A 21004-nucleotide genomic window follows, 5' to 3' on the forward strand; every position below is an offset into this window, starting at 1 on the left:
CGTGTGACGGCCCGACGGCGCCACGCGACCCGGTTTAAACCACCGGTTCCATCCGGAAGCCCGGCTGCACGACCGGGTCGACCAGCCAGTGATCCGCGAGCAGGAAGGCGAACAACACCATCAGGTATACGATGGAGTAGTTGAACATCTTCATCGCGAACAGCTCGTCCGGCGGATTGAACATGCGTGCGGCGTACCAGAGGAAACCGAGGCCGAGGATCACCGCGCCGAACAGGTAGATCAGTCCGCTCATCCCCGTGAAGAACGGCAGCATGGTCACGACGAACAGCAGGATCGTGTAGAACAGGATGTGCCAGCGCGTGAACACCACGCCGTGCGTCACCGGCAACATGGGCACCTGGGCCCGCGAATAATCGTCGACGCGGAAGATCGCCAGCGCCCAGAAATGCGGCGGTGTCCACACGAAGATGATCAGCAACAGCTGCAGCGCGAACGGATGCAGCTCGCCGGTCACCGCGGTCCAGCCGAGCATCGGCGGCGCGGCGCCGGCGAGGCCGCCGATGACGATATTCTGCGGCGTCGCACGCTTCAGGTAGGCGGTATAGATCACCGCATAACCGATCAGCGAGAAGAACGTCAGCACCGCGGTCAGCCTGTTGACCAGGAAGACCAGCACCAGCATCGAAACGATGCCCAGCGTCATCGCGAAGACGAACACCTGCATCGGCGTCAGCTGGCCGGTCGCCAGCGGACGATGCGAGGTACGCGCCATGATCTTGTCGATGCGCTGGTCGATCAGGTGGTTGAACGCCGCGGCGGAAGCCGAGGCCAGCCAGATGCCGAGCGTGCCGAAGATCGCCGCATGCCACGTCGGCAATACACGCTGGCCGTCGGCGTCGACGGCGAGGAACATGCCGATGACCGCGCAGAACACCAGCATCGCGACGACGCGTGGCTTGGTCAGCTCGAAATATTGACCGATGATGCTCACGGGGACTCCGTCGTGGCGGGCAGCCGCTGCGTGCTCGCCAGGGCGGCAAGCAGCGTGAACAGGAGCAGCGCGGCGACACCATTGTGCGCCGTGGCGACGGGCAACGGCAGGCCGAGGTGCACATTGCCGATGCCGAGCAGCACCTGCGCGATCAGCACCACCGCCACGGCGATACCGATCCTGCGCAGGCCGGCGCGCGCCAGCTTGTGCGACAACCAGCCCAGGTAGACGAAGGTCACCAGCGCACCGATGCGGTGGGCGATCTGGATCGCGCTACGTGCGGCCATGTCCAGCACGCCGCCCTCGTAGTTGACGCCGATGCCGCGCCAGAGCACGAAAGCCTGCGGGAAGTCCGTCTGCGGCCACCACTGCCCGAGGCACTGCGGAAAATCCGTGCCACAAGCGAGCGCCGCGTAATTGGAACTGGTCCAGCCGCCGAGCGCGATCTGGCAGACGAGCACGACGATGCCGATGGCGACCGGCGCGCGAAGTGCCGCGAACCGGTCGTCCGGTGTGCCGACACGCCACCAGCGCAGGGCTGCCCATGCGAGAAGGGCGAATGTCGCCAGTCCGCCGAGCAGATGCCCCATCACGACGATGGGCTTGAGCAGCAAGGTCACCGTCCACATGCCGAGCATGGCCTGGAAGATGATCACGGCAAGCGCGGCCACGCCGACGCGCCAGGCACCGGCTCGGTCGAGCATCGCCGCGGCGATCAGCGGCAGCGCGATGGCCAGCGCGGACAGGAACGACGACACCACGTATTCGCCGCGCATGTACATCACGACACCCACCGTCGCGAACACCGCCGCCACGAGCACCGCGGCCACCGCCATGCGTCGGCGCCAGGCCGACATCAGGGCGATGGCGAGGACCATCACACCGAGGCTGCCGGCGAGGAAGCGGTGTACCTGCTCACGCCACGCCTTGTGCGTTTCGTACGGACGATCGGGGAAGGCTTCGTTCGCGCGGGCGATGTCCTGAGCGTGGCCCGGCCACGTGGCCTTGCCATAGCAGGTCGGCCAGTCGGGACACGACAGCCCCGCGTTGGACAGACGCACGAAGGCACCGAACATCACGATGCAGAAAGCGAACAGCGCAGCCAGCAAGGCCAGCGTGCGCAGGGTTTTGAGAGCTCGGGGCGACATCAGCGGATCACCTTCTGCAGATCCTTGCGCAGGCCGCTCGGGTCGAAACCGGCGGGATACCAGGACAACGCGGTGGCATTGGATTCAACCAGCACGGCGGCGACCGTGTCGGGCTGGGTGGGACGGAATTCTTCGAAGGCCTTCGCCGCGTCGGTACCGACCTTCCAGTCGGGCATGACGGCGTCCGCGCCCTGCGCGGTCGGCGGCGTGCCGATATAAAGAAGGCGCAGGCGATCGGCGTTGCGGTTGAGCACGATGCGCGCGTTACGCATGAGCGCCAGCGTCTCGAGGCAGTGCGCGGCGCAATCCGGCCCCGGCAACGCGACCAGAGTCAGACGCGGCTCGCTGTCACGCCATGCCCAGGCCGTGCCGGCGACGTCCACGCGGACATCGGCCATGCTGCGCTGCGGCACGATGGGACGACCGTTGCCTTTCCCTTCCGGCTGCCAGCCACTCAGCGTCAGCAGGCCCGCCGCGATAATGGGCGCGAGGAAGACCAGCATGATCAAGACGAGCTTGAGCCGGCCACTGCCGGGTTTACGTGGGGGGACGTTCGGATCGGTCATGAATGCTCGGGCCGTTTCGGGCGTCGCTTGCGATGCAGGAGGACGAAGATCACCACAGCCGCCAGGGCGAAGGTGAACCATTGGAAGGCGTAGGCGCGATGGCGCGCCGGCGGCATGAAGCCCGGCGTCCATTCGCGGATGTAGATGCTGGCCGGGTCGGGATCCAGAAGGAGTACGCGAGGATACAGGGAGCGCCCGATGTCGTTACCGATCTCCCTGAGATCGACGTAGACCATGGTCTTCTCCGCGCCGTGCTGCTCCGGGAGACGGTCGCCACCCAGGCGCACACCGACACCCGGCGACGGTACGTAGAGCCCCCGCACGGTGGTGACGCCCACGGGAAGCGGCGGCAGCCGGGGGTTGGCGCCCGCTTCCTTCGGCAGGAAACCGAGGTCGACGAGGAGGTACGGATCGCGCCCATGCGGCGAAAACGGCGCATAGACGTGCACGCCGACCTGACCGGAGTGGGTCTGGTCGTCGAGCAGGTAGTAATGGTCGGGCAGGTAAACGCCACGTACCGAAAGCCTCGGGTATCGATCAAGAGGAGGATTATCGGCGATGGAACCGAACTCCTCGACGCTTGCTGCGGCCGATGCGGCGTACCGCCGCAGCAATTCATCCTTCTCGTCGGCGCGATCCAGCTGCCATATGCCCAGGCGTACGAAAGCCAGCACGCCCACCAGCGTGAGTGCGACAGCGAACCACGTAGGACGGCGCAGGAAAGTCATGCAAGACGCCCCGTGCCCAACGCTATACTCGGATTGTCGATATGGCGCGGAGCCGTCACGTGGAAACCATCTACAAATATGCGCTGGTGATTTTGCTGCTCGTGGTGTTGTTCAACCTCGGGCAGGCGCTGTTCTTCATGATGACCGACAAGGGCCAGAGCAAGCGCACCGTCTGGGCACTCACCCGCCGTATCGGACTCTCACTGCTGCTCATCGCCATGGTGGCGCTGGGCATCTTCATGGGCTGGCTGCACCCCCACGGGGTCGGTCAATTCTAACGCTTGGGGCCGGGGGGCCAAGGCGCGGTGCGGCAATCGGTGCCGTGAAGGACTGACTGGGGCGGAAAGGACATGGAACAAGTGAAGCGGACGCCGTTACCGGCGGGGCTCTATCTGGCGCTGATCGCCGTGATCTGGCTGGCGGTCACCGTACTCGGCACGTCGTTGATAGCACTGGTCGGGGCGCCGCCCCAGGCTGCGGCCTTGCGCGCCCTTCTTGCCCAGGCACCTCCAGCGCTCATCGCGATCTGGGCTTCCACTCTCATTCTGGCAACCGGCGCCCTCTGGGCACGCGGACGACATCCCCGTATGTGCGCCGCTCTTGCGGCACTGTTTCTCGCGGCATACGCGATCCTTGCGCCGATGATCTACCAGGCGCGGCCACTGGGCTTCTGGGTCGCCTGTGGAGCCCTGGCGCTTATCGCCGTGGGTGCGCTTCAACTGGCGCGAGTCGTAAAGCGCTGACCAGAGCCACCTCAGGCCAACGCGGCGAGGACATGGCGGGGATCCTTGCGAATGGCCCGAAGGAGGGCCCGGGCGGGGCCGGTAGGGGCACGTCTTCCCTGCTCCCAATTACGCAGCGTACCCACGTCGACATCGAGAAGCAGCGCGAACTTTGACTGCGATAAGCCCGTCGTTTCACGTAGCGCTTTAATCGCGCCGGGATCGACTTCAAACACGCGTGAAGCCTGCTTCTCGCCACGAACAATGCCATCCATTTCCTGGACGCTTTCCAGGAGGTCTTCAAAGAACTTGGTCATAACTCCGCTTCCAGTTATCCATGATGGTGGCAAGAACCTTTCGCTGATCGGACGTCAGGTTTTGCTGCTCGTTCTTCGAAAATATCAACAACATCGCGATCTGTGATTGCGCTACGAAGTAATAATAAATAACTCGGGCTCCGGCACTCTTTCCCCGGCAGCCCATGGCGACACGTATCTTTCTGAGACCACCCGTGCCTTCCATCACATCGCCCGCTTCCGGGTAAGCCGCGAGATACACCTGTAGACGTCCGTAGTTCGCGTCGTCGAGCAATTCCGTAACACGCCTCGTGAAGGCCCGCGTCTCCACGAAGATCACTTCGTGATAGTGCGCCATTGACTCACATACGTCAATGGCGCACCCCTCGATATTTGCTTTCTCATCAGAACACCTCCCTGACGCGGTGGATTCGCCGCATCTGAGAGGGTCGCGTGATGCACAAACCATGTTCAGTGGCCCTCGCCCAAACGATGCGGAGAGCCAGTGCCGCCCGACGTGCCGTCTCCGGCTGGCATGCGCTGGTTGACACCCCGCTCGTTCAGTAAGAGGATCGGACCATGAACCGCCTCGCCGCCCTCATTACGCTGATTAGCATCGCCGTCTCATCGATGGTGGGTTGAATCACGCGCGACAGGTGACCGACAACCCGCCCTCCGAGGCGGGTTTTTCGTATCCGCCTCCGGGAAAACGAACGCACCGGAGACGCACGCCATGTCCCTCCCCGCTTCACGTCACGCCACTCGGGACGAACCCGTACGCGATGCCGCCGACTACCTGAGGCGCATCCTCAACGCCCGCGTGTACGACGTGGCCCAGCGGACGGAACTGCAGCATGCGACGGTGCTGTCCGAGCAACTGGGGCACCACGTCCTGCTGAAGCGTGAAGACACTCAACCCGTCTCGTCGTTCAAGCTCCGTGGCGCCTACAACCGGATCCGCAACCTGTCCGCCGACGTACTGGCACGCGGCATCATCACGGCGTCAGCGGGAAACCACGCGCAAGGTGTCGCCTGGTCCGCCGCGAAACTTGGTATCCCGGCGGTCATCGTCGTACCTGAAACCGCACCCCTCGTTAAGGTCAATGCGACACGGCGATTCGGTGGGCCCACGGTGGAAGTCATCAAGGCGGGCGATTCGTATAACGATGCGTTCGCCCACGCGATGGCGCTGCAGCGAGAACGCGGCATGACGTTCATCCCAGCCTTCGACGACCCCGACGTTATCGCAGGACAAGGCACCGTAGCGATGGAGATACTGAGCCAGCACCACGGGCATATCGACGCCATCTTCGTGCCCATCGGAGGGGGCAGTCTCGCTGCAGGAGTCGCGACCTATGTAAAAGCACTCCGCCCGGATATCCGCGTGATCGGCGTGCAGACGCGTGACTCGTGCGCCATGGCGCAATCGATCCAGGCAGGGCGACGGATCGAACTCACCGAGGTCGGGCTTTTTTCCGACGGCACGGCGGTGAAGCTGGTGGGGCAGGAAACGTTCCGACTGTGCAGCCAGTACCTCGACGAGGTGATGCTGGTCGACACCGACGAGGTATGCCTTGCGATCAAGGATATCTATCAGGACACGCGACGTTTCGTTGAGCCGGCGGGAGCGCTCGCCGTCGCGGCTGCGCGTCGCTACGCGACCCAGGCCACCAACTCGGGAGCGGTCGACCACCCGCTCACCCTTTGTGCCATCGTCTCCGGCGCCAATCTCAATATCGACCGCATTCGCTTCATCGCCGAGCGCGCCGCGGTTGGCGAATCGCGCGAAGCCTTGTTCGCGGTGAGCATTCCCGAGGAGCGCGGCAGCTTCCTGCACTTCTGCGAGCTCGTAGGCGAGCGCAACGTGACGGAATTCAACTACCGTCTCGGCACCGATGAAAACGCAAGGATCTTCGTCGGCCTCCAGGTAGACGACCCGGTAGACGAAGCGTCGCTTACAACCGTCTTCGAGGCAGCGGGATTCGCCGTCGTCAATCTTGGCAACGATGAGCTATCGACGCAGCACATCAGGCATATGGTGGGCGGACGCTCGACAGCCGCACAGGGCGAACGATTGTTTCGCTTCGAGTTCCCCGAACGACCGGGCGCGTTGATGCGCTTCCTCCGTTCGATGTCGCCGAGCTGGAATATCAGCCTGTTCCATTACCGCAACCAGGGTGCCGATTACAGCTCGACGCTGGTCGGCATCCAGGCGGAAGCGACGGACGAGGACGCGCTCACGCGGTTCCTCAACCGGCTGGGCTATCCGTATCGCGAAGAGACCAGCAATCCCGCCTACCGACTGTTTCTGAGATAAACGAGGGAAGCAGGAGCGCGCGAGCGCTCCTGTGAAACAACGGCACGTGCGGATCAATGAGCCTTTGACACGACCAGGTCGATCGATCCCATCGGCGAGAGGTTCCCCGCTTCGTCCGAGCCTTTCGCACACACGCGTAACGGGCCTTTGGCCTTGGGCAGACTGATGAACGACGAAGACAGCGTGCGGTACTTCGCATCGTCAGCGCAATCGGTGGAGTCGAGGCGCCCCACCTTCACGATCGGCGGCGCGACGTAAGGGCTACGGATCTCCACAATCCATGCAGCATCCGTTTCATCGCGAACGGCGGGTACCGGTACCGCGGTAGGCGCCGTATCGTCGATCACCCGAAGCATGACGCTCGCATGCTCCGGCGCCTGCCAGTCGTTATCGATGCCCAGCTGTCCGATGACGCACATGGCGTACACGCCTTCGGACGGTCCGACCGGCAGACGGTCCAGCGGCTGCTCGCGGGCATACATCGGAGCGCTGTAACCCTCGGGGCTGGCGCAATCGACCGTCGCGGCATCACCGTGCTTGTAGCGGACCCAACGGGTATCGTCATTCACCAGCACGCCCCACCGCGCGGGTACGAGATCCCCCTCTTCGTCGATCTGGCTGCGCGTGTACTCACCGACGGTGCGATCGAGCTTCACACCGTTACCCGCGTCGAGGGCACTGGCGTCCCAGCCGCCATCGGCACGAAGTGCGGAGAGCAGCGGCGCCGCAATGCTCTGGTAGCTCGCGCCGACGCGCGACACCGGCTGCCGCCCGGTGAGTTCGCACGGGCGGTCGAAACCGCATCCGTCAAAGCGCGGATCGACCTTCGTACCGAGCACGCCGACAATATCCGACGTGCCGTGGCGCAGCACCGGGGAGCCCGACGAACCACCCGATACACCGGCGCAATCGGTCGCCGATTCACGCAGGAAGAAGCGTTCGCCCTCGAAGAGGCGGACAGGCTCGCTGGCCTGACAGGTTGCCAGGCGAAGGAAGCGGTCTTCTTCCGAAACGCCAACCGCGGGAACCTGCACCAGGTCGACAGGGAGCGATCCGACGATCGCTGGCGCACTCGGGACAAGCGGAGCGACACCGAGTGCCGCAAGATCGGCGTATGAGACGTCCAGCCGGAGCACGGCGATGTCCATGTTCTTGGTGGTCGCGTACAGAATTCGCTCGACTCCAATGGGTCGATGGACCAGCTGGGCATCCTGAAAATAAGCGGGCGTAAAGCGGTAACCCGGTGGCGCCACCTCGTCGATCATGACCTGATTGGGAATGAGTTCAGGGCCGAGCACGCAGTGCCCGGACGTCAGCAGCAGCGCGGGTCGATGACCGTCCGGACTGGCAGACCCCGCGACGAGCGAGCCGGTACAGGTTCTTCCGTCGAGCACATCGAGCTGACCGACAGCGCGAAAGCGCGGTTCGCTGGACGAAGGAAGCAGGTTTGCGTCGCTTGCTAATGCACCGACGGCGTAGCCCATCGACAGGAGCAAGAGCGATGCACGCGACAAACGAGCGGATACTCTCCGATTCATAAGCACTCTCCATGTGTTTGCGTTTTTCGAAGACCTTCACTGCGAAGGCCGATGCCGACTTTAGCAACGCGGTTGGAGAGGAAACATGTCAGAAAGCCCGGTAGATCTGTAGGCGTAAGCCGAAGTCAGTCACGCTTTGACAAAGGCGACTTCTTCCAGCGTCCGTGGAGCCACTCGTACTCTTGCAGCACCGTCGGGGAAAACCGCCCGCGGAGTTTATTGACGAGCGGTTTAGCCCGCTCCCAGGACGTAACAACAGCCGAGTACCAAGTCTTCTTCAGCATCTCTTCGTCGTAAATTCCGGCCTGAATGCCGATACTCACCGCCTCGAAATGATTGAGGAAGTACCGAATGCATACAGCTTCTTCCGACTCGATATTTTCCGGCGAGGCGAGGCAAGCCACATTTCTGTCGTTCGCGTCGACGAAATACTCCAGCTTCCTGGCGCCATTCTGGAGGATGACATCGTTCCGACTCGCAAATAGAAGATCCGCGCTTTGCTTTTTCCGCGCGATGCTGCGCGCGGTGAGAACCGACGCAACGGCAACACCGACGCCGCTGGCAACCAGAAGATTCCTGAAGAGGCCAGAATCGACGGTATCGAAAATCCACTGAAACACTGAGCTTTCCTTCGCATTTCTTGTCCCTGAAAACAAGCTACCCGCCAAGGGGCGGGTAGCTTGGTGTGGCTCACAGGCCGCCAGCGGTGTCATTCATGACTGTCTCCTTTGATGGCAAGACCAGTCTAGCTTGTGCTCAGATCATCCGTCCGTAGGAAAAATCTGAATTTCAAACAGAAAAGACTCAAAGAACGTAAACAAACAGGAACAGCGCCAGCCACACCACGTCGACGAAATGCCAGTACCAGGCTACCGCTTCAAACCCGAAGTGATCGTCCTTCGTGAAGTGTCCCTTCGCGCAGCGCAGCCAGATGATGGCCAGCATGATCGTGCCCAGCGTCACGTGCATGCCGTGGAATCCGGTGAGCATGAAGAACGTCGCGCCGTACACGCCGCTGCCCAGCGTCAGGTTGAAGTGCTCGTACGCCTCGGCGTACTCGTGCGCCTGGAACCACAGGAACAGGCAACCCAGCAGCACGGTGGCGCCGAGGCCGATCAGCAGCGCCGTGCGATGACCCGCCTTGAGCGCGTGGTGCGCAATGGTGATGGTCACGCCGGACGACAGCAGGATCAGCGTATTGAGCAGCGGCAGGCCCCATGCGGCGATGGTCTGGAACGAGCCGCCGATCTTCTGCGGACCGCCGCCACCGTTGGCGCCCCACGAGGCTTCATAGCCCTGCCAGACGAACTGGTGGGTGAGCACGCCGTGGCCTTCGCCGCCCAGCCAGGGCACCGAGAAGATACGGGCGTAGAACAGCGCACCGAAGAAGGCGCCGAAGAACATCACCTCGGAAAAGATGAACCACATCATCCCCATGCGGAACGAGCGATCCACCTGGCCGTTGTAGCTGCCTGCCATGGACTCGCGGATGACCGAGCGGAACCAGCCGAAGAACATGCCCAGGATCATCACGATCCCGATCCAGAACAGCGGTTTGCCGAACGTGCTGCCCTCACCCGGTTGCGAGTTCAGCCAGTGCGCGGCACCGAACACCGTGACGAACATCGAGACCGCGGCCACGATCGGCCAGTAGCTCTTGCTCGGTACATAGTAGACGTCGTGTTGCTGGTGACCCATGGTGGTTTCCCGTGGATATCGCGTGTTTGGCCGGTCAGACCCGGAGCATCTGAACGATCGAGAGCAGGAACACCGCGACCGCGAAACCGCCCGCGATCATGGCCGTCCTGCGGGCGCGTTTGCGACGCGCCTCCGTCCCGGTGTCCGTCATGCCCTGCATCGATCAGTGATCCGTGTTGCCGTGGGCGAGCTCGTCGTCATGGATGACCGGCGGCACGTCGAACGTATGGAACGGCGCGGGTGAAGGCACCGTCCACTCCAGACCCTTGGCGCCTTCCCAGGAACGGTCGGCGGCTTTCTTCTTCGAGAAGAACACGCAATGCACGACCACGCCGAGGAAGATCAGCTGCGAGGCGCCGAACCAGAAGCCGCCGATCGAGCTGATCATGTTGAAGTTCGCGAAGGCCACGTTGTAATCGGGGATACGGCGCGGCATGCCGGCCAGCCCGAGGAAGTGCTGCGGGAAGAACAGCACGTTGACCGAGATGACGCTGGACCAGAAATGGATCTTGCCCCAGGTCTCGCTGTACATGTTGCCCGACCACTTCGGCATCCAGTAATAAGCGGCGGCCATGATCGAGAACGCCGCGCCGGTCACCAGCACGTAGTGGAAATGGGCGACGACGAAGTACGTGTCGTGGTACTGGAAATCGGCCGGGGCCAGCGCGAGCATCAGGCCCGAAAAACCGCCGATGGTGAACAGGATGACGAAGGCGATCGAGAACAGCATCGGCGTCTCGAAGGTCATCGAGCCGCCCCACATCGTCGAGACCCAGTTGAAGACCTTCACGCCCGTGGGCACCGCGATCAGCATGGTCGCGTACATGAAGAAGATCTCCGCGCCCATCGGCAGGCCCACGGCGAACATGTGGTGCGCCCAGACGATGAACGAGAGGAAGGCGATGGAAGCGATGGCGAACACCATCGCGCGGTAGCCGAAGATCGGCTTGCGGGCGAAGGTGGGGATGATCTCCGAGATGATCCCGAACGCCGGCAGGATCATGATGTAGACCTCGGGATGCCCGAAGAACCAGAAGATGTGCTGGAAGAGCACCGGGTCGCCGCCGCCGGCGGCATTGAAGAAGTTGGTATGGAAGTACTTGTCGGTCAGCAGCATGGTGACCGCGCCGGCCAGTACCGGCATCACCGCGATCAGCAGGAACGCCGTGATCAGCCAGCTCCACACGAACACCGGCATTTTCAGCAGGTCCATGCCGGGCGCGCGCATGTTGAGGATGGTGGCGATGATGTTGATCGCGCCCATGATCGAACTGATGCCCATCAGGTGGACCGCGAAGATGGTATACGCGATGGACTCGCCCTGCAGCGACAGCGGCGGATACATGGTCCAGCCGCCGGCCGGGCCACCGCCCGGCATGAACAGCGTCGACAGCAGCAGGATGAAGGCGAACGGCATGATCCAGAACGACAGGTTGTTCATGCGCGGCAAGGCCATGTCCGGCGCGCCGACCATGAGCGGGATCATCCAGTTGGCCAGGCCGACGAACGACGGCATGATGGCGCCGAAGATCATCACCAGCGCGTGCATCGTCGTCATTTCATTGAAGAAATACGGCTGCACCAGCTGCATGCCCGGCTTGAACAGCTCCGCGCGGATGACCATCGCGAAGGCGCCGCCGATGAAGAACATCGTCAGCGAGAAGATCAGGTACAGCGTGCCGATGTCCTTGTGGTTCGTGGACATCACCCAGCGCTGGAAGAACCCCTTCGGGGCCCCGTGGTGATCGTGGTGGTCGTGGGTGGCTGCGTGGGCCATAACCTTGAACCTCTGCCGGATACTTGAGCGGGTTAACCCTGGGGGACCGGGGCGGGGGCGTTCTGGGCGGTCGCGGCGGCCTTCTGCAGCCTGGAACCGTCTTCCTGCGTCGCCAGCCACTGTTCGAATTCGGCCTTGGGCACGGCCTTGACCACGATCGGCATGAAGCCGTGATCCTGGCCGCAGAGCTCGGCGCACTGGCCGCGGTAGACGCCCGGCTCCTTGATCTTGGTCCAGGCCGCGTTGGCGATGCCCGGGATGGCGTCCATCTTCCAGCCGAGCGCCGGCACCCACCAGGAGTGGATCACATCGCCGCCGACGATGATGAAACGGATCTTGGTGCCGACAGGGACGATCAGGGGCTTGTCCACGTCGAGCAGATAGGTCTGGTAGCCGTCGACCTGGATCTTGCCCGGGTCGAGGTTTGAATGAAGCTGGCGGGTACGGTCGGAGGACTCTTCGAGCTTGGAGATGAAGCCGACCTTGTCGACCCCCTTGCCCTTGTAGTCGACGTAGTCGTAGCGCCACTTCCACTGGTAGCCGGTGATCTTGATGGTCATCTCGGCGTTCGTGGTGTCGGCGAACGAGGTCAGACCGCCCGTGGCCAGATGGGCCAGGAAGATCAGGATGATGACGGGTATGACCGTCCAGACGATCTCGAGTCTGGTGCTGTGCGACCACTTCTCGGCGACCGCGCCCCGCGACTTACGGAAGCGGAACATCGCCACGAACATGGCACCGAAGACGATGACGCCGATGACCACGCAGACCCACAGGGCCACCATGTGCATCGCGTAGGGCGACCACTCGCTGACACCCTTGGTCATGTTCAGCTGGTTGGGTTCCGGGTTGGCCCATGCCGCCCCGCCGAACAGGGCGAGGGCAACCGCCACCCACGCCGCTTTCCATCGTCCGATGCCGCCAGATGTCATGTCTTGCACCTTTAGTGAACCTACCTGCGCGTCTGACCTGAGACTTCGGACAGCAGCACCATGAGTTTCCTGGACGCCTCGACCCTTTCCTCTTCCCCAAGGAACGCGCCGATTTCGAGCTGATTGCCGTGTGACCTGAGCAACAGACGCTGACGCCCGTCCCCCGATGCCAACCCTACCCGTACCCAGTACGTCTGGAAACGGACGATCCGACGACCCGGCACGGCACGCACCTCCAGCGTGTCGGGCCCCACCACGATCCGCTCGCCCCGGCCGGCGGCCCGCCAGGCCGCGCCAAGGGCGAACCCCACGACGAAAGCCTCCGCCAGGGCGAACACGGGAGCGAAAACATTCCCCTGCCACGCACCGAGCGACGCCGTCGCCAGGGCCATCGCCGCGAGACCCACGATCAGTCGACGCAGACCGCGCCTGTCCAGCGCACGGTTGGGCCGGAGCCACAACACGCGCGGCTGACCCGCGGCGGTCGGTCGAAGCACGATCATGCGAATCCCGCGTGCCTTGAACGGACCGATGATAGGGCGGCGGTCAGAATGCGGCAAGGTTGGGAAGCGGCGTGATGCCGCAGGGCGGGCCATCCCGCAAAGCAACACACATGCAGGCCCTGCGTCCCATACAATGCGCGGTCTCCCCCGTCCCGACCCACCCCAAGTGAACCCACAGATCCTCCGTCCCGAACTCCCCACCGGCGCCGAGCCGGCACGCGCGCGTATCACGTCCGCCTGGTTGCGCGACGAAACCGAGGCCGTGAACGACCTGCTCGCCCAGGCCACACTGCCCCCGACCGAGCGGGAGCACGTCATCGACGTGGCCGCCGGCCTGGTGACCCGGGTTCGCGCCCGCGCCAAGGACCAGAGCGCCGTCGAATCCTTCATGCGCCAGTACGACCTGTCCTCGGAAGAGGGGGTTCTGCTGATGTGCGTGGCCGAAGCGCTGCTGCGCATCCCCGACAAGGCCACGGCGGACAAGCTCATCCGCGACAAGCTGGGCGATGCGGACTGGAAGAAGCACCTGGGCCAGAGCGAGTCGGTATTCGTCAACGCCTCGACCTGGGGCCTGATGCTCACCGGCCACCTGGTCAACCTGGCGGAAGAAACCCGCCACGACTTCACCTCTGCGCTGCGCCGCCTGGTCGGCCGCGCCGGTGAACCGGTGGTGCGCCTCGCCGTGCGTCAGGCCATGCGGATCATGGGCCACCAGTTCGTGATGGGTCGCACCATCAAGGAAGCGCTGGACCGTTCCGCCGAAAAAGAGCACGCGGTCTACCGCTATTCGTACGACATGCTCGGCGAGTCGGCGCTGACCCAGGCCACGGCTGAGCGTTACCAGCAGGATTACCGTGACGCGATCAACGCGCTCGGTGGCCGTGGTCCGTTCACCAGCAACCTCGAAGCGCCGTCGATCTCGGTCAAGCTGTCGGCGCTGCATCCGCGCTACGAAGTGGCCAACCGCGCCCGCGCCCGTGCCGAACTCGGCGCCAAGCTGCTCGAACTCTCGCAGCTGGCCTTCAGGAACGGCATCGCGCTGTCCGTCGACGCCGAAGAAACCGATCGCCTCGAGCTCTCGCTCGACATCATCGGCGACGTCTTCGAGCATCCGTCACTGCAGGGCTGGAACGGCCTGGGCATCGTCATCCAGGCGTACCAGAAACGCGCGCCGTTCGTGATCGACTGGGTGACCGAGAAGGCTCGTACCACCGGTCGCCGCTGGTTCGTACGCCTGGTCAAGGGCGCTTACTGGGACGCCGAGATCAAGCGTTCGCAGGAAAACGGCCTGTCGGGCTACCCGGTGTATACGCGCAAGCCGAACACAGACGTCTCGTACCTGGCCTGCGCGCATCGTCTGTTCGCCGCCGGCAGCGACGCGGTCTATCCGCAGTTCGCCACGCACAACGCGCACACCATCGCCGCGATCCACCACATCGCCAGGGGCCGTCCGTACGAAAACCAGCGCCTGCACGGCATGGGCGCGGACCTCTACGCGGAAGTGATCGGCAAGGACAAGCTCAACGTGCCCTGCCGCGTGTACGCGCCGGTGGGCAGCCACGAAGACCTGCTGCCTTACCTGGTCCGCCGCCTGCTCGAGAACGGCGCCAACACCAGCTTCGTCAACCGCGTGGTCGACGAAAGCGTGCCGGTGCGCGACCTGGTCGCCGACCCGTGCGAAACGGTGCGCGCCTTCACCTCCATTCCCCACCCCCGCATTCCCCTGCCGGTCAATCTCTACGGCGAACTTCGGAAGAACTCCATGGGCATGAACTTCGCTAACGACAATGAGCTCAACGAGCTCGCCGACGCCGTCAACCGCCACAGCGGTCCGTGGACGGCCGCGCCGCTGGTCGCCGGTGGCGCCGCCGCCGGTACGAAGACCGAAGTGACGGATCCGTCCGATCGTCGCCGCATCGTCGGCACGGTCGAGAACGCCGATCCGGCACTGGTCGACAAGGCGCTCGCCGCCGGTGTAAAGGCGCAGCCGGGCTGGGACCGCCTGCCGGCCGCGAGCCGCGCCGCGATCCTCGAGCACGCCGCCGAGCAGCTCGAGCACAACCGCGCGGAGTTCATCGCGCTGTGCGTGCGCGAAGCCGGCAAGAGCCTGCCCGATGCCATCGCCGAGATCCGCGAAGCCGCCGACTTCCTGCGTTACTACGCCACGATGGCGCGTCGCCTGTTCGGCCAGCCCGAGCAGCTGCCGGGCCCCACCGGTGAGAGCAACCAGCTGTTCCTCAATGGCCGCGGCGTCTTCGTCTGCATCAGCCCCTGGAACTTCCCGCTGGCGATCTTCCTCGGTCAGGTGGCCGCCGCGCTCGCCGCCGGTAACGCGGTCGTCGCCAAGCCCGCCGAGCAGACCTCGCTGATCGGCTACGCCGCCGTGAAGCTGCTGCACGCCGCGGGCGTGCCGGCCGACGTGCTGCAGTACCTGCCGGGCGACGGTGCCACGGTCGGTGCCGCCCTCACCCGCGACCCGCGCGTCGCCGGCGTCGCCTTCACCGGCTCGACCGACACCGCCTGGGCGATCAACCGTGCGCTGGCCGCGCGTAATGCGCCGATCGCCGCGCTGATCGCCGAGACCGGCGGCCAGAACGCGATGATCGCCGACTCGTCCGCGCTGCCCGAGCAGATCGTCAAGGACGTCATCAACTCGGCGTTCCAGTCGGCCGGCCAGCGCTGCTCCGCCGCGCGCGTACTGTTCGTGCAGGAAGACATCGCCGACAAGGTGATCGACATGCTCGCCGGTGCCATGGCCGAGCTGAAGGTCGGCAACCCCGGGCTGCTCTCGACCGACGTCGGCCCGGTCATCGACGAAGATGCGCGCCAGATCCTCGTCGAGCACGCCGCGCGCATGGATCGCGAAGCGAAGAAGATCGGCGAAGTCGCCCTGCCGGAAGCCACGACGCACGGCACGTTCTTCGCGCCGCGCGCCTACGAGATCCCGTCGCTGGACGTGCTCACGCGCGAAGTGTTCGGCCCGGTGCTGCACGTCATCCGCTGGAAAGGCGCCGACCTGGAGAAGGTCGTCGACCAGATCAACGCGACGGGCTTCGGCCTGACGCTGGGTATCCACAGCCGCATCGACGACACCATCGATTACATCTCCAGCCACGCGCGCGTCGGCAACTGCTACGTCAACCGTAACCAGATCGGTGCGGTGGTCGGCGTGCAGCCGTTCGGTGGTGAGGGCCTGTCCGGCACCGGCCCCAAGGCGGGCGGCCCGCACTACCTGCTGCGTTTTGCCGGCGAGCGGACGCTTACGGTCAACACGACGGCGGCTGGCGGTAACGCGTCGTTGCTGACGATCGGCGAGTAATCGCCGGCCTGCGTCAGCGCTGGCCATTCGAAGCCGCGCCCCTGCGAGGGCGCGGCTTTTTTTGCGCGCAATTCCGGCAACTCGCCGGCAACTCGTTTGCGCGACAGTGGAAGATCAAATGCCCGGCCCGTTGCAGCCCGGACAAGCCAGTCCTAGGCTGAAGCATGTCAGGACACGACGTCGCTGACCCATCGTGTCGCGAGGGAACCACCGATGAACCACAGGATGTGGGCGCGTATCGTCGCTGTGCTGATGCTGGCGTGTTCCGCTGCAAGCCACGCGGCACCCGGGCGCGCAAAGAGCGAGCTCTGTCCGGCGCCTTTCATTTCGGACGGGCAGTGGAGCGTGGGGCCTTATGGACCCATCCTGACACTGCACACGACACTCTGCGGACGTCTGGCGGATGGCTACGATCTTGCCTCCGTGTATGTCGAGGTGGTCAAGCGCTTCAGCGGCAATCCGCTCTGGTACAACCCGCAAGGACTGCGCGACCAGGTTCGCTGCCACTTCGCGCTCTTTCGTCAGGATGTCACGTTCGAGATCGAGCCCAGCCTGCCTTACGTCGGCGAAGCCCGGACCATAACGTCACGGTGTAAACCGAAAGTCGCCGACCCCGATCCGCCGGCAAAGAGCTGAACCGACATGAAGACGAGAACGTGCCATCTCACCGCCTTCATCACGCTCACCTGCGGTGTGGTGACCGCCTGCGCTTCCACACCGGACCCGCGGGACGTAACGTCATCGCGCGCCGTCAAGGCTCCGCCCTCCGACTGCCCGCCCCCTTTTGTCGAGAAGGGCGAGTGGACCATCGACGAATACGGCCCGATCCTGCATATCACGCCGACGGCATGTGGGCGCCAGGCGCGAGACCGGGATCCGACGTATGTCGACGTTTTCGACGACGAGGTCCTCAGCAAGTTTTCGGGAAACCCTCTCTGGGATATGGGGCATAACACCAGGGGGTTGCTCGACCAGCTGGAGTGCCACGTCCGGCTCTATCCCGACAAGCCGACCTACAACATCGAACCGACGCGACCCTATGTGGGGCGCAGGAAGACCGAGCAGGAGCAATGCAACCCGTCGGTGTACGATCCCGATCCCGCACCCAAAACCTGATCCGCCGCGCTACGCCTCACGGCCTATTGCGCAGTGCCACGGCGTGATGCAAGAGTTGCCATACATCGCGTCGGCCGGTACCCGACGTCCATCCCCCAGAGGAGGACAGCGACATGACGTCGCCCGGTACCGATTGCCTGATCCAGCAAGACCGCGGCCATGCCCGCACGATCACCATGCGGGCGCCCTCACCAAAGGGACACCTGACGCCGCTGCAACACATACGCTCGCACAAGGAACTCATACATCTGAGCTTGCCGCAGGGCAATGAACAAGCCAGTGAGCGTCAGGTGCTGTCGTTTGCCCATCTCGACGAAGGACAGTTGCCGGCTGATGTGCCATTTCGCCTCCCGGGAGCCTGGATACTTCCTGTCGAGAAGGACGCCTTGATCGGCGTTCTCGAAGACGACGACGAGAGTCGCGTCGTGTTGACGGCACGACGCGGGTCGAAGAACGAGTGTCTCGTATTGTTCGATGCCAGTTACCGGAAGGTATGCGTAAGCGTCCTGCAGCCGCCGTCGACCCATGAAGCGACCATCACGTTTCTGCGTCACACGACGTTCGCGCGTCTGTACGCGGCGCACTATGAAAAGAGCGGCAATGGGTGCATCGAACGGACGGACAAGCTCGCTGCCCAGAATCTGCACGAGATCCAGGGCATCGTCTGGCGCGGCATGGCCATGGGCATCGAGCGAATCGAACTGATCCCGTGAGGCACTCAAACGAAGACGGCCTCCTTGCGGAGGCCGTCGATCAGGCATTTTAAAAATGCTTATTTGAGACCGCGATCCTTCAGCATCGGCTCGATGCTCGGCTCCTTGCCGCGGAAGTCACGGTAGAGCTTGCCGAGTTCTTCCGTGTTGCCCCTCGACAGGATCTTGTCGCGGAAGATCTGGCCGTTTTCGCGGGTCAGGCCGCCGTGCTCCTTGAACCACTCGAAGGCATCCGAGTCGAGCATCTGCGTCCACAGGTACGCGTAGTAACCGGCGGCATAACCGTTACCCCAAATATGCTGGAAGTAGCTGGAGCGGTAACGCGGCGGCACCTGCGCCAGCGTAAAGCCTGCCTTTTTCAGCGCATCGGCTTCGAACTGGTCGACGTCCTGCTTCTTGTCGCTGGCCGGCAGCATGTGCCACTGCATATCGAGCAGCGCCGCCGAGATCAGCTCACTCATCGCGTAGCCCTGATTGAAGCTCGAGGCCTTCTTGATCTTTTCGACCAGCTCGGCAGGCATGGGCGCGCCGGTCTGGTAGTGCTTGGCGTAGTTGGCGAAAACCTTCGGGTCGGACGCCCACTGTTCGTTGAACTGCGACGGGAACTCGACGAAGTCGCGTGCGGTATTCGCGCCCGAAAGCGACGGGTACTGCGAGTCGGCGAACATGCCGTGCAGCGCGTGACCGAACTCGTGGAACATGGTGGTGACGTCGTCGAACGAGATCAGCGCCGGCTGGCCCGGGGCGGGCTTGCTGAAGTTGGCGACGTTATAGACCACCGGCTTGTTGCCGAACAGCTTCGACTGGTCGACGAGATTGCTCATCCACGCGCCGCCATTCTTGTTGTCGCGCTTGAAGTAATCGACGTAGAACAGAGCCATCGAGGTGCCGTCCTTGTCGAACACTTCGAACACGCGCATGTCCGGCTGCCAGGTCGGAATGTCCTTGCGCTCTTTGAACGTGATCCCGTAAAGCTGGTTAGCGGCGTAGAACACGCCGTTCTGCAGCACGTTGTCGAGTTCGAAATACGGCTTGACCTGCGACTCGTCGAGATCGTACTTGGCCTTGCGGACCTTCTCGGCGTAATGGTCCCAGTCCCATGCCTGGACCTGGAAGCCACCCTTTTCCTTGTCGATCACATCCTGGATGTCCTTCGACTCGCTCTTCGCGCGGGCGACCGCCGCAGGCACCAGGCGCTCCATGAACTTCTCGGCGGCCTCGGGCGTCTTCGCCATCTGGTCGTCGAGTTTCCATGCGGCGTAATTGGGGAAACCGAGCAGTTTGGCGCGTTCGGCGCGCAACTGAGCGATGCGCGTGATGGTCTCGCGCGTGTCGTTGGCGTCGCCGTGCTCAGCGCGCTCCCACGAGGCCTTGAACAGCTTCTCACGAGTGGCGCGATCGTTCAGGGCCTGCAGGGCGGGCTGCTGCGTGGTGTTCTGCAGCGCGACCACGTACTTGCCGTCGAGCTTGCGATCTTTGGCGGCATCGGCGGCGGCGGCGATGTCGCCGTCGGACATGCCATCGAGTGCTTTCTTGTCATCGACCACCAGCGCGCCAGCCTTGGTATCGGCGAGCAGCATGTTGGTGAATTTGGTGCTGAGGGTCGACTCTTCCTTGTTGAGCTCTTTCAGCCTGGTCTTGTCGGCTTCGGAGAGCTTCGCGCCTTCATGCACGAAGTCTTTGTAAGTGACCTCGAGGAGACGTGCCGATTCCGGATCGAGCTTGAGCGAATCGCGCTTCTCGTAGAGCGCCTCGACGCGCTTGAACAGCTTGTCGTTAAGGTAGATGGCATCGCTGTGCGCGGCGAGTTTGGGCGACTCTTCTTCGTCGACCTTCTGCAGCGTGTCGTTCGTGTTCGCGCCGGTGAGCGCGCTGAAGACGCTCTGCGCGCGCTTGAGCAGCACGCCGGACTTTTCCATCGCGACGATGGTGTTGTCGAACGTCGGCTCGTCGGCCGAATTGGCGATCGCCTCGATCTCGGCGATCTGCTGCTTCATGCCTTCTTCAATAGCCGGCTGGAAGTCGCCGTCGACGATCTTGTCGAAGGGCGGCGCCTGGAACGGCAACGTGCTGGCGACCAGCAGCGGGTTTTCGTGCGCGGCCGGGGCGGCGGCGGTCGTAGCCGCATGGGCGGGCGCCGTGCCGGCGGGTGCCGGGGCGGTGGCCTTATCGGCGTCGTTCGACGACGAGCAGGCGGCGGTAAGGGCGATCGAAGTGGCGATCACGAGGCTACGGACCTTCAGCATGGGTGGGTTGTCCCCTGGCGGTGAGCAAAGCGCCGACTCTAGCGGCGTAAGCCCGGCGGGGACAACCGCCATCAGTCAGGGCAAGGGTTTTCACCGGGTGTCGCGCAGCTCCCAGCTGGAGCCGATGAGAAGATTCAGACGATGCTTGACGATCCGCATGGGCAGCGATGTCGTCAGCTGAATGTCGGTGCGGTCGTTGGACAGCTCACCTTTTGCCGAAGCGGTGCCGTCGGTCACGCCCAGGCTGGGATCGACCTCATCCGGCTCGGGCTGCCTGGCGCGCCAGCGCTGGAACAAGCCATCGCCGCGCATGGCGTCGGCGATGTCCGTGGCGAGCTTGTCCGGGCCGATGCCCTCGAACGAAAGCTCCGGGTCCGGACCTTTCGCCCGGCTCATGTCTTTGATCGAAAGAAAGTACGTGGTCATGACGTCC

At 63.7% G+C, this 21004-nt stretch carries 22 protein-coding genes; 7 read left to right on the plus strand and 15 right to left on the minus strand.

Annotation, left to right across the window (positions count from 1 at the left end; all coding sequences use genetic code 11):
• Positions 1 to 34 precede the first annotated feature (34 nt).
• The 4 genes from cyoE to BLT40_RS15665 are packed head-to-tail and all read right to left on the minus strand — an operon-like array spanning position 35 to position 3394.
• Positions 35 to 952, minus strand: a complete 918-nt coding sequence (cyoE, locus tag BLT40_RS15650) for a heme o synthase (protein ID WP_090354752.1) — start codon at positions 950 to 952, stop codon at positions 35 to 37.
• The gene (locus BLT40_RS15655) at positions 949 to 2100 is read right to left on the minus strand and encodes a COX15/CtaA family protein (RefSeq protein WP_090354754.1); all 1152 of its coding nucleotides are present in this window, start codon (positions 2098 to 2100) and stop codon (positions 949 to 951) included. The genes cyoE and BLT40_RS15655 overlap by 4 nt, the downstream gene beginning before the upstream one ends.
• Positions 2100 to 2666 (minus strand): hypothetical protein, encoded by a 567-nt coding sequence (locus BLT40_RS15660; RefSeq protein ID WP_090354757.1) that lies wholly within the window; start codon positions 2664 to 2666, stop codon positions 2100 to 2102. Before BLT40_RS15660 ends, BLT40_RS15655 begins: the two co-directional genes overlap by 1 nt.
• Positions 2663 to 3394, minus strand: coding sequence for an SURF1 family protein (locus tag BLT40_RS15665; RefSeq protein WP_090354760.1), 732 nt, complete (start codon positions 3392 to 3394; stop codon positions 2663 to 2665). Before BLT40_RS15665 ends, BLT40_RS15660 begins: the two co-directional genes overlap by 4 nt.
• A 41-nt stretch (positions 3395 to 3435) precedes the next feature.
• Here BLT40_RS15665 and BLT40_RS15670 point away from each other — a divergent pair, with 41 nt between their 5' ends.
• Positions 3436 to 3672, plus strand: a complete 237-nt coding sequence (locus BLT40_RS15670) for a twin transmembrane helix small protein (RefSeq protein WP_036116337.1) — start codon at positions 3436 to 3438, stop codon at positions 3670 to 3672.
• 72 nt (positions 3673 to 3744) lie between these two features.
• On the plus strand, positions 3745 to 4137 hold the full coding sequence (locus tag BLT40_RS15675; protein ID WP_090354762.1) for a hypothetical protein: 393 nt from the start codon (positions 3745 to 3747) through the stop codon (positions 4135 to 4137).
• Positions 4138 to 4148: 11 nt separating this feature from the next.
• On the opposite strand, the gene BLT40_RS15680 is transcribed toward BLT40_RS15675, so the two are convergent.
• Together BLT40_RS15680 and BLT40_RS15685 are read right to left on the minus strand one after the other, a co-directional pair.
• Positions 4149 to 4433 (minus strand): helix-turn-helix domain-containing protein, encoded by a 285-nt coding sequence (locus BLT40_RS15680; protein WP_079520639.1) that lies wholly within the window; start codon positions 4431 to 4433, stop codon positions 4149 to 4151.
• A complete protein-coding gene (locus BLT40_RS15685; protein ID WP_254857215.1) occupies positions 4417 to 4770 on the minus strand; it encodes a type II toxin-antitoxin system RelE/ParE family toxin in 354 nt (117 codons plus the stop codon). The genes BLT40_RS15680 and BLT40_RS15685 overlap by 17 nt, the downstream gene beginning before the upstream one ends.
• A gap of 375 nt (positions 4771 to 5145) precedes the next feature.
• Here BLT40_RS15685 and ilvA point away from each other — a divergent pair, with 375 nt between their 5' ends.
• Complete coding sequence (ilvA, locus tag BLT40_RS15690) at positions 5146 to 6729, plus strand: threonine ammonia-lyase, biosynthetic (RefSeq protein WP_079520640.1); 1584 nt, start codon at positions 5146 to 5148, stop codon at positions 6727 to 6729.
• Between the two features lie 53 nt (positions 6730 to 6782).
• Here ilvA and BLT40_RS15695 read toward each other — a convergent pair whose 3' ends face one another.
• The 7 genes from BLT40_RS15695 to BLT40_RS15720 all read right to left on the minus strand — a co-directional run bounded on the left by BLT40_RS15695 (position 6783) and on the right by BLT40_RS15720 (position 13177).
• Positions 6783 to 8267, minus strand: a complete 1485-nt coding sequence (locus tag BLT40_RS15695) for a trypsin-like peptidase domain-containing protein (RefSeq protein WP_090354764.1) — start codon at positions 8265 to 8267, stop codon at positions 6783 to 6785.
• 125 nt (positions 8268 to 8392) lie between these two features.
• The gene (locus BLT40_RS15700; RefSeq protein ID WP_090354767.1) at positions 8393 to 8980 is read right to left on the minus strand and encodes a DUF4760 domain-containing protein; all 588 of its coding nucleotides are present in this window, start codon (positions 8978 to 8980) and stop codon (positions 8393 to 8395) included.
• A 91-nt stretch (positions 8981 to 9071) separates the two neighbouring features.
• On the minus strand, positions 9072 to 9965 hold the full coding sequence (locus BLT40_RS15705; RefSeq protein ID WP_036116344.1) for a cytochrome c oxidase subunit 3: 894 nt from the start codon (positions 9963 to 9965) through the stop codon (positions 9072 to 9074).
• Between the two features lie 34 nt (positions 9966 to 9999).
• Positions 10000 to 10125, minus strand: a complete 126-nt coding sequence (locus BLT40_RS20665; protein WP_255349729.1) for a hypothetical protein — start codon at positions 10123 to 10125, stop codon at positions 10000 to 10002.
• Between the two features lie 3 nt (positions 10126 to 10128).
• Positions 10129 to 11742 carry a cytochrome c oxidase subunit I gene (gene ctaD / locus BLT40_RS15710; protein ID WP_036116347.1) on the minus strand — a complete coding sequence of 538 codons (1614 nt, stop codon included), beginning with the start codon at positions 11740 to 11742 and terminating at the stop codon, positions 10129 to 10131.
• 32 nt (positions 11743 to 11774) lie between these two features.
• On the minus strand, positions 11775 to 12674 hold the full coding sequence (gene coxB, locus BLT40_RS15715) for a cytochrome c oxidase subunit II (protein ID WP_090354769.1): 900 nt from the start codon (positions 12672 to 12674) through the stop codon (positions 11775 to 11777).
• Positions 12675 to 12694: 20 nt separating this feature from the next.
• The gene (locus tag BLT40_RS15720; protein WP_176809195.1) at positions 12695 to 13177 is read right to left on the minus strand and encodes a DUF2244 domain-containing protein; all 483 of its coding nucleotides are present in this window, start codon (positions 13175 to 13177) and stop codon (positions 12695 to 12697) included.
• A gap of 133 nt (positions 13178 to 13310) precedes the next feature.
• Here BLT40_RS15720 and putA point away from each other — a divergent pair, with 133 nt between their 5' ends.
• The 4 genes from putA to BLT40_RS15740 all read left to right on the plus strand — a co-directional run bounded on the left by putA (position 13311) and on the right by BLT40_RS15740 (position 18325).
• Positions 13311 to 16496 (plus strand): bifunctional proline dehydrogenase/L-glutamate gamma-semialdehyde dehydrogenase PutA, encoded by a 3186-nt coding sequence (putA, locus tag BLT40_RS15725; protein WP_079520644.1) that lies wholly within the window; start codon positions 13311 to 13313, stop codon positions 16494 to 16496.
• A 213-nt stretch (positions 16497 to 16709) separates the two neighbouring features.
• Positions 16710 to 17132 carry a DUF2599 domain-containing protein gene (locus BLT40_RS15730; protein ID WP_090354772.1) on the plus strand — a complete coding sequence of 141 codons (423 nt, stop codon included), beginning with the start codon at positions 16710 to 16712 and terminating at the stop codon, positions 17130 to 17132.
• A gap of 6 nt (positions 17133 to 17138) precedes the next feature.
• Entirely contained in the window at positions 17139 to 17612 is a 474-nt protein-coding gene (locus BLT40_RS15735; protein ID WP_090354775.1) for a DUF2599 domain-containing protein, read from the plus strand.
• A gap of 113 nt (positions 17613 to 17725) precedes the next feature.
• Positions 17726 to 18325, plus strand: a complete 600-nt coding sequence (locus BLT40_RS15740; protein ID WP_090354778.1) for a hypothetical protein — start codon at positions 17726 to 17728, stop codon at positions 18323 to 18325.
• Between the two features lie 59 nt (positions 18326 to 18384).
• Here BLT40_RS15740 and dcp read toward each other — a convergent pair whose 3' ends face one another.
• Positions 18385 to 20571 (minus strand): peptidyl-dipeptidase Dcp, encoded by a 2187-nt coding sequence (gene dcp / locus BLT40_RS15745; RefSeq protein WP_090354781.1) that lies wholly within the window; start codon positions 20569 to 20571, stop codon positions 18385 to 18387.
• A 90-nt stretch (positions 20572 to 20661) separates the two neighbouring features.
• Positions 20662 to 20997, minus strand: a complete 336-nt coding sequence (locus tag BLT40_RS15750; RefSeq protein ID WP_036116358.1) for a hypothetical protein — start codon at positions 20995 to 20997, stop codon at positions 20662 to 20664.
• Between the last annotated feature and the right edge of the window lie 7 nt (positions 20998 to 21004).

This window comes from Dyella sp. 333MFSha (assembly GCF_900102405.1).
Taxonomy (GTDB): domain Bacteria; phylum Pseudomonadota; class Gammaproteobacteria; order Xanthomonadales; family Rhodanobacteraceae; genus Luteibacter; species Luteibacter mycovicinus.